The organism is Enterobacter soli ATCC BAA-2102 (genome assembly GCF_001654845.1).
Lineage (GTDB): Bacteria > Pseudomonadota > Gammaproteobacteria > Enterobacterales > Enterobacteriaceae > Enterobacter > Enterobacter soli.
Window position 1 is genome coordinate 99,671 of the sequence record NZ_LXES01000046.1, and the last position, 13,643, is coordinate 113,313.

General features: G+C 53.4%; 16 protein-coding genes. 6 read left to right on the forward strand and 10 right to left on the reverse strand.

The window, feature by feature from the left end:
• Nucleotides 1–7: 7 nt before the first annotated feature.
• Both M987_RS17470 and M987_RS17475 read right to left on the reverse strand, forming a co-directional pair.
• Nucleotides 8–778: an alpha/beta fold hydrolase gene (locus tag M987_RS17470; RefSeq protein ID WP_014070435.1), complete on the reverse strand. Its 771-nt coding sequence runs from the start codon at nucleotides 776–778 to the stop codon at nucleotides 8–10.
• An 86-nt stretch (nucleotides 779–864) separates the two neighbouring features.
• Nucleotides 865–1,038 carry a GhoT/OrtT family toxin gene (locus M987_RS17475; protein ID WP_014070436.1) on the reverse strand — a complete coding sequence of 58 codons (174 nt, stop codon included), beginning with the start codon at nucleotides 1,036–1,038 and terminating at the stop codon, nucleotides 865–867.
• Between the two features lie 245 nt (nucleotides 1,039–1,283).
• Between M987_RS17475 and M987_RS17480 the strand changes: the two genes are divergently transcribed.
• From M987_RS17480 to M987_RS17490, 3 genes are read left to right on the forward strand one after another with little or no spacing between them, the layout of a single operon-like run.
• Nucleotides 1,284–1,610, forward strand: a complete 327-nt coding sequence (locus M987_RS17480; protein ID WP_014070437.1) for a TehB family protein — start codon at nucleotides 1,284–1,286, stop codon at nucleotides 1,608–1,610.
• Between the two features lie 27 nt (nucleotides 1,611–1,637).
• Nucleotides 1,638–1,991, forward strand: a complete 354-nt coding sequence (locus tag M987_RS17485) for a TehB family protein (RefSeq protein WP_014070438.1) — start codon at nucleotides 1,638–1,640, stop codon at nucleotides 1,989–1,991.
• 4 nt (nucleotides 1,992–1,995) lie between these two features.
• Nucleotides 1,996–2,178 (forward strand): DUF1869 domain-containing protein, encoded by a 183-nt coding sequence (locus tag M987_RS17490; protein WP_014070439.1) that lies wholly within the window; start codon nucleotides 1,996–1,998, stop codon nucleotides 2,176–2,178.
• Nucleotides 2,179–2,219: 41 nt separating this feature from the next.
• Here M987_RS17490 and M987_RS17495 read toward each other — a convergent pair whose 3' ends face one another.
• From M987_RS17495 to ymcF, 8 genes are all read right to left on the reverse strand, one after another.
• Nucleotides 2,220–3,200: an acyltransferase gene (locus M987_RS17495; RefSeq protein ID WP_014070440.1), complete on the reverse strand. Its 981-nt coding sequence runs from the start codon at nucleotides 3,198–3,200 to the stop codon at nucleotides 2,220–2,222.
• A gap of 103 nt (nucleotides 3,201–3,303) precedes the next feature.
• The gene (patD, locus tag M987_RS17500; protein ID WP_014070441.1) at nucleotides 3,304–4,728 is read right to left on the reverse strand and encodes an aminobutyraldehyde dehydrogenase; all 1,425 of its coding nucleotides are present in this window, start codon (nucleotides 4,726–4,728) and stop codon (nucleotides 3,304–3,306) included.
• 24 nt (nucleotides 4,729–4,752) lie between these two features.
• Entirely contained in the window at nucleotides 4,753–5,559 is an 807-nt protein-coding gene (locus M987_RS17505) for an ABC transporter permease (RefSeq protein ID WP_014070442.1), read from the reverse strand.
• Entirely contained in the window at nucleotides 5,549–6,493 is a 945-nt protein-coding gene (locus M987_RS17510; protein WP_014070443.1) for an ABC transporter permease, read from the reverse strand. Before M987_RS17510 ends, M987_RS17505 begins: the two co-directional genes overlap by 11 nt.
• 1 nt (nucleotide 6,494) lies before the next feature.
• The gene (locus tag M987_RS17515; protein WP_014070444.1) at nucleotides 6,495–7,508 is read right to left on the reverse strand and encodes an ABC transporter ATP-binding protein; all 1,014 of its coding nucleotides are present in this window, start codon (nucleotides 7,506–7,508) and stop codon (nucleotides 6,495–6,497) included.
• A gap of 17 nt (nucleotides 7,509–7,525) precedes the next feature.
• The gene (gene ydcS, locus M987_RS17520; RefSeq protein ID WP_014070445.1) at nucleotides 7,526–8,671 is read right to left on the reverse strand and encodes a putative ABC transporter substrate-binding protein YdcS; all 1,146 of its coding nucleotides are present in this window, start codon (nucleotides 8,669–8,671) and stop codon (nucleotides 7,526–7,528) included.
• Nucleotides 8,672–8,973: 302 nt separating this feature from the next.
• Nucleotides 8,974–10,383, reverse strand: coding sequence for an aminotransferase-like domain-containing protein (locus M987_RS17525; RefSeq protein ID WP_014070446.1), 1,410 nt, complete (start codon nucleotides 10,381–10,383; stop codon nucleotides 8,974–8,976).
• Between the two features lie 83 nt (nucleotides 10,384–10,466).
• Complete coding sequence (ymcF, locus tag M987_RS17530; protein WP_064555888.1) at nucleotides 10,467–10,655, reverse strand: cold shock small protein YmcF; 189 nt, start codon at nucleotides 10,653–10,655, stop codon at nucleotides 10,467–10,469.
• A gap of 428 nt (nucleotides 10,656–11,083) precedes the next feature.
• Between ymcF and M987_RS17535 the strand changes: the two genes are divergently transcribed.
• From M987_RS17535 to M987_RS17545, 3 genes are read left to right on the forward strand one after another with little or no spacing between them, the layout of a single operon-like run.
• Nucleotides 11,084–12,481: a cytochrome ubiquinol oxidase subunit I gene (locus M987_RS17535; protein ID WP_014070447.1), complete on the forward strand. Its 1,398-nt coding sequence runs from the start codon at nucleotides 11,084–11,086 to the stop codon at nucleotides 12,479–12,481.
• Nucleotides 12,481–13,491, forward strand: a complete 1,011-nt coding sequence (gene cydB / locus M987_RS17540; RefSeq protein WP_014070448.1) for a cytochrome d ubiquinol oxidase subunit II — start codon at nucleotides 12,481–12,483, stop codon at nucleotides 13,489–13,491. The genes M987_RS17535 and cydB overlap by 1 nt, the downstream gene beginning before the upstream one ends.
• On the forward strand, nucleotides 13,491–13,619 hold the full coding sequence (locus M987_RS17545) for a DUF2474 domain-containing protein (RefSeq protein WP_014070449.1): 129 nt from the start codon (nucleotides 13,491–13,493) through the stop codon (nucleotides 13,617–13,619). Before cydB ends, M987_RS17545 begins: the two co-directional genes overlap by 1 nt.
• The last annotated feature ends 24 nt before the right edge of the window (nucleotides 13,620–13,643 follow it).

The following is a 13,643-nucleotide window of genomic DNA, read 5'->3' on the forward strand; positions in this document are numbered from 1 at the left end:
CCCGCAGTCATGCGGGCTGCTTTTTACCCGTCATACAATCAGATAACGCCTGAGCCAGTGCCGAAGGGTTTTCCCACGACATCGAATGGCCCGCCGCAGGGATGATTTTCACCGCAACTCCTTTGCCTTTTAGCGAATCCACATCCTTATCAGGCAGTGAGATTTCCCCAAAAATAAGCGTAATCGGGCAGCTTAATGACAAGAACTGCGCTTCCCAGTCAGGGCTGGCGCCCTCAACCAGGCTTGTGGCACCACGCCACACCGCAAAAGGCGCGTTACTTTGCAGGCTACCCGCCCACGCAGAGGTTTCAGCGGCAAGCAACTGAGCATAGCCGTGGTCAATAAATTGCGGTTCAGATTGCGCGGCAATGCTACGGCTGAACATGCCGCCACCGGCATGAAAATTAGGTTCAGAGACGATTAAGCCGTTGAGGCGTGCCTGCATCAACACCGCAGTTTCGATGGCAATGCTGCCGCCCATACTGTGCCCATAAAGCCAGAAGGTTTTGACGCCAATATTGTCGAGCAATTCAGCAACCACCCGGGCCTGATCGCCCGTTTTATAGCTGTAGTGCTCGGGTTTGTCGCTGTATCCACTGCCGGGGAGATCAATAAGAATGGCCCTGCGCGCACCAAAATTCGGGTCACAGACAACACGCGGATATTCATAGGACGAGGCGCACCCCAGGCCGTGGATAAACACGACGGGATCACCAGAACCAGGGAGGTCTTGCCAGCGCACACTGCAACCCGCGCGCCGAGAGTAGAAACTGTTCATGAGCACTCCTTTTTCGATGCACTGTTTATTTATACAGGCATCAATGGCGGAATGCTATGTTCATCTTTTAAAACTGGAAGCGTGCTTCAGAAAAGCGATATCAGCAACGCGACAGGAAAGCTCATCGGCCAGGTAGAACCCACAAGGAAAGCGCTCAGCAGGCGGATGCGTTTACGGTCTTTAGACAGGAACCAGGTAATGAACGCGCTGATGGTTGCCATGATTGCGTAAAAAACCAACATTTTTTGATACAACGTCATCCTGCTTACCCAAACTGTCAAAAATAACCGCACGCAATATGCGTCATATGTTGATACAGATCAAGTTTTTTCGTTACACAATAACCACTTAAAAATAACGGGTAATAACAATTAGGTACTTTGCGTTACATCTCATGAGGATGGGGGATCACCTTTTTTGATAACATGCATTATAAATGCATTTTTTGATAAATTCTCACTCGCAGAAAGCGCTCTAATAAAGCCAGACTTTAGAGGGAGGAAACATGCTACGCATTCCGCAAAGTTGTATTCATACCCGTTCCACCCCTTTCTGGAACAAAGAGACTGCCCCCGCAGGGATTTTTCAGCGTCATCTTGATAAGGGCACACGCCCGGGCATTTACCCTCGCCTGTCCGTTTCGCAGGGTGCAGTACGTTATTTAGGCTATGCTGATGAATTCACACCAGAACCGGATAGCGAACTCATTATTCACGCAGGCCACTTCGGTGTCTTCCCCCCGGAACGCTGGCACCATATCGAGGTGATGAGCGACGACACCCTGTTCAATATCGACTTTTTTGTCGAGCCTGATGTGCTGAAGTCTCTTTAAGTGTCTGACACTGATAAGGAAACCATTATGTTACGTATTCCTGAGAATTTTGTTCATACCCGCGCAACGCCGTTCTGGAACCACGAGACAGCACCAAAAGCGCTCTTTACTCATCACAATACTAAAGCAGGTGTATACGGCCGTTTATCTGTGATGCAGGGTGCCGTGCGCTATTTCGGCTTCCCGGATGGTAACGCCACCGAACCGGATCTGGAGCTGGTGATTGAAGCCGGTTCATTTGGTATTTCCCCGCCAGAAAAATGGCATCGTATTGAGCTGTTGACCGACGATACCTGGTTTAATATCGACTTTTTCGCCGACCCGGATGTCACCCTCCAGGGCGCAGGCATCGGAAAAGTGGTTAACACGCATAAGGAGTAACATCATGGGCAAAGCAACCTATACCGTCACGGTCACCAACAATAGCAACGGTGTCTCGGTGGACTATGAAACGCAAGCCCCGATGGAGCTGTTAATTCCGGATGTCGCCGCAGACGTGGTTAAAGACCTGGTGAATACCGTACGTGCTTACGATACGGAAAATGAGCACGAGGTGTGTGGCTGGTAGTTTGTTGGCCGGGTGAACAGCCCGGCCAGATTTTCTTCGCATTATTTAATACCCGCGCCGTTAAATTTACCGTACAGCGCCGGCAGCCTTTTTTTCATGATGGCAAAAATGAACCATGACAAAATAAAAGCTGAAACCAGATTCACCGTTGATACTTTCACCCCCTTCGATTCAAGCCAGGGAACGATGAAATAAAGCAGGAATGGATGGATGAGATAAATACCCAATGAAAAATCTCTCCCAGCTCTGGAAATCAGGTTTTCTTTGGTTGAGGTATTCGCACAAATCGCCAGCAGAGCCACTGCTACAGGTACGCTGAACAGAGGGAATTGCCTTTCACGTGCATACCCGTCAATGAACCATTGGCACAGTGGGACCTCAAGCATCATCAGCATTATCCCCGCAATGAACAGAGTCCATGCCATTGTGTTGCTTATCTTACTCAGTAGTCCCTCTTTTGCGAGAAGGTATCCCATGTACACCAGCGGAATACCCAACAGGCTTCTGAACACATAGAACACGTAGTTTCTCTCGGCCGGGATGTTAAACGCCTGCCCAATATCACTGAGCCAGTACCCGGCTAAAAGCAACAGCGCAATCACCAGCCCCGTTGCTGTTTTTACATTCTTAACCATGTAATTGGTGAGCATTACGCCTGACATAAGCGCCGTGATAAACCACAGATGGAAAAAGGTTCCTGACCGTAAGGTGTCAAACGAAAAAACACGGATAAATAGCGTCGTAATATCGCTATTAGCACTGAGGTAAATAATCGGAACGTACAGCAATGATGAATAAAATAAAATTCCGAATAATTTATTCAGTTTTTTACCAACATCGATGTTTCCCAGCCCCCCCATTAAATACCCGGAGGCCAAAAAGAAAAACGGGACAGCCCAGCGCGACGCCGCTCGGAATAAGTCAGCATTTGCCGGTGACATTTCAGGGTAAGACCCGGAATGCACGACGATAACAAAAAAGCTCGCAAAAAATTTAGCGAAATCTAAGGTGTTGTTTCTCATTAAAAAGTGCCAGCCTGATAGTTTCCAAAATCATATCATTCAAGCTGGCACCCATCTACAGCACGGCCACCACGTAACACGCAAAATCCCGAATATCAGACTTTTAGTGTTTAATCATCACATGCCGCACGACCGTATAATCCTCCAGCCCATACACCGACATATCTTTCCCGTAGCCTGACAGCTTCATTCCCCCGTGCGGCATTTCGCTGACCAGCATAAAGTGGGTGTTGACCCAGGTGCAGCCATACTGCAAACGGGCGCTGAGACGGTGGGCGCACCCCACGTCTTTGGTCCACACGGATGACGCCAGGCCATACTGGGAGTCGTTCGCCCAGCCCAGCACCTGCGCTTCGTCGTCAAATTCGGTCACGCTGACGACCGGGCCAAAAACTTCGCGCTGAACAATCGCATCGTCCTGTTTTGCCCCCGCCAACAGCGTTGGCTGGAAGTAATATCCTGCCCCCTCTTTTTTACTGCCGCCAGTGACTACGCGGATATGGCTCTGGGATTTTGCCTCGTCTACCGCCTTACAGACGCGTGACAGGTGTGCAGCTGAGCTCAGCGGGCCAAGCTCTGTGGACTCATCCTCCGGGGCACCCATAGTCAGGGTGGCAACTGCGGCACCGAGTTTTTCCACCAGCGCGGCGTAAATTCCCTTCTGAGCATAGATGCGGCAGGCGGCAGTGCAGTCCTGACCGGCGTTGTAAAAACCAAAGGTACGCACGCCCTCCACGACCGCATCCAGGTCAGCATCATCAAAAACGATAACCGGTGCTTTGCCACCCAGCTCCATATGGGTCCGCTTAATCGACGATGCCGTATGGCCGATGATATGTTCCCCGGTGGCAATTGAGCCGGTCAGTGACACCATGCGCACCTTTTCATGCCCGGTCAGCGGATCACCCACGGTTTTACCGCGCCCGAACAGCACGTTCAGAACGCCTGCCGGGAAGATATCTTTTGCCAGTTCGGCCAGCTTAAGCGCCGTCAGCGGGGTGATTTCCGAGGGTTTGATAACCACACAGTTCCCTGCCGCCAGTGCAGGCGCCAGTTTCCATGCGGCCATCATCAGCGGGTAGTTCCACGGTGCAATAGACGCCACGACACCCACCGGGTCACGACGGATCATTGAGGTGTGGCCATCAAGATACTCTCCGGCGGCCAGCCCGTTCAGGCAGCGCGCCGCACCGGCAAAAAAGCGGAACACGTCAACCACCGCCGGGATCTCATCCCCCGCCACACAGTGCAGCGGTTTCCCGCAGTTAAGGGATTCCAGCTTAGCGAAGGTTTCGGCATGTTCTTCAATAACGTCAGCAAGTTTCAGCAAACACTCTGAACGGGTTTTCGGCGTGGTTTGCCCCCATTCAGCAAACGCACGATCGGCCGCCTGCACGGCAGCATCAACCTGTGCGGCAGAGGCTTCAGCGATTTCCAGCAGTACCTCTCCGGTGGCAGGATTAAATACGGGTTGTTTCTCGCCTTCGCCCGTAATCAGTTCACCATTAATGAGCAGTTGATTTTGCATAGCGTTGTCCTGTTGAAATCGAAGTTATTTCCCGCTGCCGGCAATATTTTCGCCGTCGCGGGTTAGCCACCAGGCTCCCAGAATAGGAATGGTTGTCACCAGCATCACCAACAGGGCTACCACGTTGGTAACCGGTACGTCACGCGGACGCCCAAGCTGGTTCAACAACCACAGCGGTAACGTGCGCTCGTGTCCCGCCGTAAATGTCGTGACGATGATTTCGTCAAACGACAGCGCAAACGCCAACATGCCCCCCGCCAGCAGCGCCGATCCAAGATTGGGCAGCACCACATAACGGAAGGTTTGCCAGCCATCTGCTCCTAAGTCCATCGACGCTTCCACCAGGCTCCAGGAGGTGCGACGGAAACGGGCAATCACGTTGTTAAAGACCACCACCACACAGAAAGTGGCGTGCCCGACAACAATGGTGAAAAAGCCCGGTTCAAGATTGATGGTTTTAAATGCGGTCAGCAGCGCCAGGCCGGTGATGATCCCCGGCAGCGCTATTGGCAGCAGCAGTAACAGCGAGATGGCATTCTTGCCAAAAAACTCACTGCGCCATAACGCCGCAGCAGCAAGCGTGCCAAGTATGAGCGCGATACCCGTCGATAACGCCGCGATCTGAAGTGACAACGTCACTGAATCGATGATATCCCCACGCCCGGCCGCGATGCTAAACCACTTCAGCGTTAGCCCTTTCGGGGGAAAGCTAAACGCAGCATCTTCGGTATTAAACGCATAGGTCGCGATAATCAGCAGCGGAAAGTGCAGGAAAATAACCCCGCCCCAGGCTGCCACTTTCAGGAACAACGGTGCGCGTTCAGAGTGCATCGAACGCTCCCAGACGTTTCACGAACGCCAGATAGAGTGAAATAAGAACAATAGGAACCAGCGTGAACGCGGCGGCCATTGGCATATTGCCGATCGCCCCTTGCTGGGAATAGACCATATTGCCAATAAAGTAGCCCGGAGGCCCCACCAGTTGCGGCACGATAAAGTCACCCAGCGTCAGTGAGAAGGTGAAAATCGACCCTGCGGCGATGCCAGGGATCGCCAGTGGCAACACCACATAGCGGAAGGTCTGGCGCGGCCGGGCACCCAGATCGGCAGACGCCTGCAATAAAGAAGCAGGTAGCCGTTCCAGCGCCGCCTGCACCGGCAGGATCATAAACGGCAGCCAGATGTAGACGAACACCAAAAAACGCCCAAGCCCGGAGGTCGAAAGCGTATTTCCGCCAATTGCAGGCAGCATGAGGATCGAAGTTAAAATCGGCTCCAGCCCCATATGGCTGAGAAACCACTGCGCCACCCCGTCTTTCGCCAGCAACAGCGTCCACGCGTAGGCCTTCACGATGTAGCTCGCCCACATCGGCAGCATCACGGCAATATAGAAAAACGCCTTCCACTTACCGCTGGTGTAACGGGCCATATACCAGGCCATCGGGAACGCCAGCACGGCGCTGGCAAGGGTGACCGCGATCGCCATGACCAGCGTTCGCACAATGATGTCGTAATTGGCCGGGTTGAAAAGTGCCTGGATGTTCGCAAAAGTGAGATCCGGCGTGACCGACATGGTGAAGTCGTCAAAGGTATAAAACCCCTGCCACAGCAACGTCAGGAGCGATCCCAGATAGACGATACCAAACCACATTAACGGCGCAATCAGCAGCAGGAACAGCCCGAGCGACGGTTTGCGCCAGAACAGCGCGGTAATGCGACTTAACCTGCCGTGGTGTGACGGAGTGTGTGAAACGCTCATATCCATTTCACCTCTCCTCATGCAGCAGGACCATAGCCTCGCGTGACCACGATGCCAGTACCTGCTGCCCCGGCTCCACGCCCGCAGGCACCGTTGCACCACTAAGATTTGCCTGACTCACCAGCAGTTTCTCACCGTCGGCCAGTTTGAGTTCAAAACGTGTTGCCGCCCCCTGATACTGCACCGCCTGCACCACCCCCTGCACCTGCACTTCACCGCTTTCATTCAGGCGAATATGTTCCGGGCGTAGCGAATACATGCCTTCCATGCCGCAAACGCGGTGCGCGATCCCGGCATCAAATACATTTGAGGTGCCGACAAAACTCGCCACGAATGGCGTACGCGGGCGCATGTACAGCTCACGCGGGGTATCGACCTGCTCGATACGGCCGTTATTGAAGACCGCCACACGGTCAGACATCGACAGGGCTTCGCCCTGATCGTGGGTGACGAAAATAAAGGTGATACCCAGTTCTTGCTGGAGCTTTTTGAGTTCGAACTGCATCTGTTCGCGCAATTTAAGATCGAGCGCGCCTAAGGGTTCATCCAGCAGCAGTACGCGCGGTTCATTGACCAGCGCGCGCGCAATCGCCACGCGTTGACGCTGCCCGCCGGACAGTTGCGAAGGTTTACGGGCGACGGCAAAACTCAACCCGACTTTGTCCAGCGCTTCACGCGCCTGAGCATGACGTTTTTTCTTATCGATTCCTTTGACCATCAGGCCGTAGGCGACGTTGTCGAGAATAGACATATGCGGGAACAACGCATAATCCTGGAACACCGTGTTCACATCTCGCTCCCACGGGGGCAGTTCGCTGGCCTCTTTACCGAAGATTTTTATCGCGCCACCGCTTAACTGCTCAAACCCCGCGATCAGACGCAGGCAGGTGGTTTTGCCGGAGCCCGAAGGCCCCAGCATGGAGAAAAACTCCCCGTCACGGATACCAATGGTGACACCATCCACCGCCCGTACGTCACCGTACAGACGGGAAACATCATTGAACTCTACTGCGTACGTCATGTTCTGCTCCCGGGCGATTAACGGCCGCCCATGATGGCGATGTAATCCTGCGTCCAGCGGCTGTACGAAACATATTTGCCCCCTTCTGCAATCGGCGTTTTCCAGAACATAATTTTGTCGAAGTAGTTATAGCCGTTGGTTTCGCAGCCTTTGTCGCCCAGCAGCGTGCTGGCCTTACAGCCTTCAGCAACAACCGGTAACGAGCCAAACCATGCCGCCAGATCCCCCTGCAATTTTGGCGTCAGTGACCAGTTCATCCATTTGTAGGCGCACATCGGGTGTTTAGCTTCCGCATGAAGCATGGTGGTGTCTGCCCATCCGGTCACACCCTCTTTCGGGAAGACGGTGGCGATAGGCTGGTTATCTGCTTTGAGGGCGTTCGCCTGGTATGGCCAGGCGCTGGAGGCCACTACGCCTTCGTTTTTGAAGTCGCTCATCTGAACGGTGGTGTCATGCCAGTAGCGGTGGATAAGCGCATGTTGTTCGCGCAGCACTTTCAGGACCGCAGCATACTGTTTTTCCGTCAACTGATACGGGTCGGTGATCCCCAATGCCGGCTGGGTGGCTTTCACAAACAGCGCCGCATCAGCAATGTAAATCGGACCATCATAGGCCTGAACGCGGCCCTGGTTAGTTTTGCCGTCCGGCAGGTCTTGTTTCACAAAGACCACTTTCCAGCTGTCAGGCGGCGTCGGGAAGGTTTTGGTGTTGTACATCAGCAGGTTCGGCCCCCACTGATACGGCGTGCCGTAAACCTTACCGCCTACGTTAAACCACGCCCCTTTAACGATGCGCGGATCGATGGTTTTCCAGTTGGGGATCAAATCAGGATTAATCGGCTGAACGCGTTTACCCGCAATCAAACGCAGGGACGCATCACCAGAGGCGGTTACCAGGTCATAACCGCCTTTTGCCATCAGGCTGACCATTTCATCGGAAGTGGCGGCGGTTTTGACATTTACCGCGCATCCGGTGTCTTTTTCGAATTGCGTTACCCAGTCATAGTTTTTATCGGTCTGACCGCGCTCGATATACCCCGGCCAGGCAATAATATCCAGTCGACCTTCCCCTTCGCCAATCGCCTTTGGTGGCTCAGCGGCTTGCGCTGTCATGATAGTCATACCGAGCGCGCACAGGCTGCTGCGGGCAAATTTTTTGCTCATTAGATTTACTCCTGTCGCAATGAAATTTGGCGGCAGCCGTGCCGTAAAAATATCTCCCTAATTAAACGTAGACCGCGCAAATGGGCCGCACCCTGCGGCTTAAGGAAATTTCATCAGGTTGTGACCGAGGGCGCATTCCCCGTTAACTGGATTATAGACAAGGGGTTAGCGCTGAGAGGCGGTATGCAGATTTCCTATGATGCAAAAGAAAAAGCACCGCGGGATATTCGCAGTGCTTTATCTGAGATAAGGATTGTTTATTTTTGAAGGGACATTACGCCCCGGAAATCTGGCGATAATTATTATTCCATCATCGTGCTTATTAATTTCCCTAACTGACTGACCGCCTGCTCCTCTCGCTCGCCCCACGCCCAGGAGGTATTAAAACGGAAGAACGGTGTCCAGGCGTCAGAGGTTGAAAACATTTTGCCCGGCGCGATGCTGATGTGGTGCTCCAGCGCTTTTTCGCTCAGCAACCCGGCATCCAGCGGCGCGGGCAGCTCCAGCCATAAGAAGTAGCCGCTGTCGTTATGATGGATTTTCACCCCCGCAGGCATATGGCGCAAAAGCGACTGCCACGCCAACTGCTTACGTTCGGCCAGCGTGCGCCGCAGGCGGCGAAGATGAGCGTCATAGCGTTTTGTCGCCAGATAATCCACCAGCGCCAGCTGCATGGGCGAACTGGTGGATAGCGTGCTCATCAGCTGTAACTGCTGAATGCGACGGGCATGTTTCCCGGCGGCCACCCAGCCGATACGAAAGCCAGCCACCAGACATTTTGAAAATGACGAGCAGTGCAGCGTCATGTCCTGGGTGTCCCACGCTTTGGCCGGAAGCGGTTTTTCACGGCCAAAATAGAGCTCGCTGTAAACATCATCTTCAATCAGAGTGACGTTGTAACGGGTCAACAGCGCCACCAAATGCGTTTTTTTCTCGGTGCTTAGCGTAAATCCAAGCGGGTTCTGGCTGTTGGTCATCAGCCAGCAGGCTTTGACCGGATATTCATTCAGCGCATGTTCAAGCGCGTTCAGATCGATCCCGTCGCGGACGTCAGTGGCAATGGACAGCGCTTTTAATTTCAGGCGTTCGAGCGCCTGAAGTGCGCCGTAAAAACAGGGGTTTTCGACAATAACCCAGTCGCCAGGCTCGGTCACCGCCTGCAAACTGAGGTTGAGCGCCTCAAGCGCCCCGGCGGTGATGACAATTTCTTCCGGCGAGATGTTCATCCCCTGCTGGGCGTAACGGCGGGCAATGGCATGACGTAAATCGACGTTACCCGGCGGCAGGTTTTCAATCACACTCATGGCGGTGGCTGTTTTACTGACGTTAGCAAGCGAGCGGTTGAGCTGCTGGAGCGGGAAGAGCCGGGGATCAGGAAACGCCGAAGCAAAAGGCACCACAGAAGGATCGCGGCTGGCCTGCAACACGTCGAAGATATAGGTGTTGATATCCACCACTTCATCGCGCATCACCTGGGCAGGTGGCGAAGGCTGTTGTGTGGTCGGGCGCGAGGCAACGTAATAGCCCGACTGCGGTCTTGCGACAATCCTTCCCTGGCTTTCCAGCATCTGATAGGCATGGCCAACGGTCATGAAACTCATGCCGCTGCTCGCAACCTGCTCACGCAGGGAAGGCAGCTTATCGCCTGGCAGCCATGCGCCAAGCTCAATTTGCGAGATAATTTGTTGCGCCAGACGCTGGTATTTTTTCATCAGATTCTCCTTGCTGACCAATAGTGTATATCAGAAGAAGAAAAAGAGAAGATTTTGCTAACTGTTATGGTTTAACGGTGTGATTACTTGCGGAACTCAGTCACTGCGCTTTGGGCAAAGCGGGCAGCGGCTAAATGATCGAGCGTAATCATCGACGATTTGCAGAAAATGCATTTCGCACCGTGTGGATTTTTTTCTGACACATCAAAAACTGAAGTGCGGTACTGCGAGCCATGACAGCATGGGCAGCGGAAATGGATATAAGAAGTCATAAGATTCTCCTGTAAACGTAAAAAACGTAAATTGCTAATGGGCCATTCAGGCGATAGTGGTATGAAACAAAACTTATCGGAGTGTAGAAAAAGACCCAAGAGAGGCTGCGGAGAGGCACAACGTGATGAGAACTGCTTTATAAAACTACGTCAGATATTTATTTGAAATCAAAACCAGAAGGACATTAACGCACGGCGATGACCATAAAGCAAGCGAATTAATAAATAAAATGCATAAGAATAATCTTTTTATAATCCATCGAATTATGTCTTCTCTGTTGATGCTTCCAGGCAAAACCAGCTATATCAGATGCCAAAAAAACATACCTTTAGCAAACTGTTATACATAAATTTCATTTTTCTGCGTCTGATACTGCGCTTCGCGACCCCATACCATAACAGCACACCGTTTGACATTGAGGCTGTGCATGTTTGGTTTAGATGCTTTTCATCTTGCGAGGATACAATTCGCATTCACCGTATCCTTTCACATTATTTTCCCGGCGATCACCATCGGCCTGGCGAGCTACCTCGCCGTGCTGGAAGGGTTGTGGTTGAAAACGAAAAATCCGGTATGGCGTTCGCTTTACCATTTCTGGTCAAAAATCTTTGCCGTTAACTTTGGCATGGGGGTGGTTTCAGGCCTGGTGATGGCCTACCAGTTCGGCACCAACTGGAGCGGATTCTCCCAGTTCGCCGGGAGTATTACCGGCCCCCTGCTCACCTACGAAGTATTAACCGCCTTCTTCCTGGAAGCGGGTTTCCTCGGGGTAATGCTGTTCGGCTGGAACAAAGTCGGGCCGGGATTGCACTTCTTTTCAACCTGTATGGTGGCGCTCGGCACGATCATCTCAACCTTCTGGATCCTGGCCTCGAACAGCTGGATGCAGACCCCGCAGGGTTATGAAATCGTCAACGGTCAGGTTGTGCCCGTCGACTGGTTTGCCGTGGTGTTTAACCCCTCCTTCCCGTATCGCCTGCTGCACATGTCGATAGCGGCATTCCTGAGTAGCGCGCTCTTTGTCGGCGCGTCTGCGGCCTGGCATTTACTGCGCGGCAACAATACGCCCGCTATCCGCGCCATGTTCTCGATGGCGCTGTGGATGACCCTGATTGTTGCCCCCATTCAGGCGATGATTGGTGATATGCACGGTCTGAATACCCTTAAGCATCAGCCAGCGAAAATCGCCGCCATTGAAGGTCACTGGGAAAATCCGCCTGGCGAGCCGACACCGTTATTACTGTTTGGCCTGCCGGATATGGAGCAGGAGCGCACGCGCTTTGGGCTTGAGATCCCGGCCCTGGGCAGCCTTATCCTCACGCACAGCCTGGATAAACAAGTTCCGGCGCTGAAAGAGTTCCCGAAAGAAGATCGCCCAAACTCCACCATCGTGTTCTGGTCATTCCGCATTATGGCCGGGCTGGGCATGTTGATGCTGCTGCTCGGGGTGGTGGCCGTCTGGCTGCGTTACAAGAAGCGCGTTTATTCCTCACGTCCCTTCCTGTGGTTTGCCCTGCTGATGGGCCCATCCGGGCTGATTGCCATTCTGGCGGGCTGGGTGACCACTGAAGTAGGTCGCCAGCCGTGGGTGGTGTATGGATTACAACGCACAAAAGATGCCGTATCGGCGCACGGCGATTTGCATATGAGCGTCAGTTTGCTGGCGTTCTTTGTGGTCTATACCTCCGTCTTTGGCGTGGGATACAGCTATATGGTGCGGCTGATTAAGAAAGGCCCTCAGGCGCACGAAACTTTTGCCACAGAATCCGATGGCCGCCCTGCGCGCCCGCTTTCTGCCGTTACTGAACTGAAGGAGAAACCATAATGGGTATCGATCTTTCCGTTATCTGGTTTGTCATCATCGTCTTTGCCACACTGATGTATATCGTGATGGACGGCTTTGATCTGGGGATTGGCATTCTGTTCCCGGCAACGCAAAACGCCGACGATCGTGATGTGATGGTCAACAGCGTTGCGCCCGTCTGGGATGGCAACGAAACCTGGCTGGTGCTCGGCGGCGCAGCGTTGTTCGGCGCATTCCCGCTGGCCTATGCTGTGATTATTGATGCCCTGACCATTCCGCTGACATTAATGCTGATCGGACTTATATTCCGCGGCGTTGCCTTTGAGTTTCGTTTTAAGGCTACGCCGGCGCACCGTCCTTTCTGGGATAAAGCCTTTATTGGCGGGTCGATTTTGGCCACCTTCACCCAGGGCGTGACGGTGGGTGCGGTGATCAATGGATTTACGGTAACCGGGCGCACTTACACGGGCGGGCCATTCGACTGGTTTACGGCGTTTAATCTGTTCTGCGGCGTGGGTCTGGTGGTGGCGTACGCCCTGCTCGGTTCAACGTGGCTGGTAATGAAAAGTGAGAACGCCCTTCAGCAGCGGATGCGCCAGGTGTCAAAGCGCCTGCTGCTGATGCTGCTGGTGATTATCGCCGCGATCAGTGCCTGGACTCCACTGACGCACTCCGCCATTGCCGCGCGCTGGTTTACGCTGCCGAACCTGTTCTTCCTGTTGCCTGTACCGGTGCTGGTTGTGGTGTTTAGTCTGTTCCAGTGGCGCAGCCTGAATAACCCAGCGAGTCATAATCTGCCGTTTGTTCTGACGCTGGGGCTGATTTTCCTCGGGTTTAGCGGGCTTGGGATCAGCATCTGGCCACATATTATTCCGCCGTCGATTACCCTGTGGCAGGCCGCAGCCCCGGCGCAAAGTCAGGGGTTCATGCTGGTGGGGGCGCTGCTGATTATTCCGGTTATTTTGGTCTACACATTCTGGAGCTACTACGTCTTTCGCGGAAAAGTACAGCATGGGGAGGGTTATCACTGATGCAACAACCGGTCTGGAAACGCCTGATGTGGCTGGCCCTCATCTGGGGTAGCAGCGTCCTGGCTCTGGCGGGTGTGAGTATGGTCTTTCGCCTGCTGATGGCTGCCGCTGGGTTTAAATCTCACTAACCGACAAACCGGGCTGCATTAGGC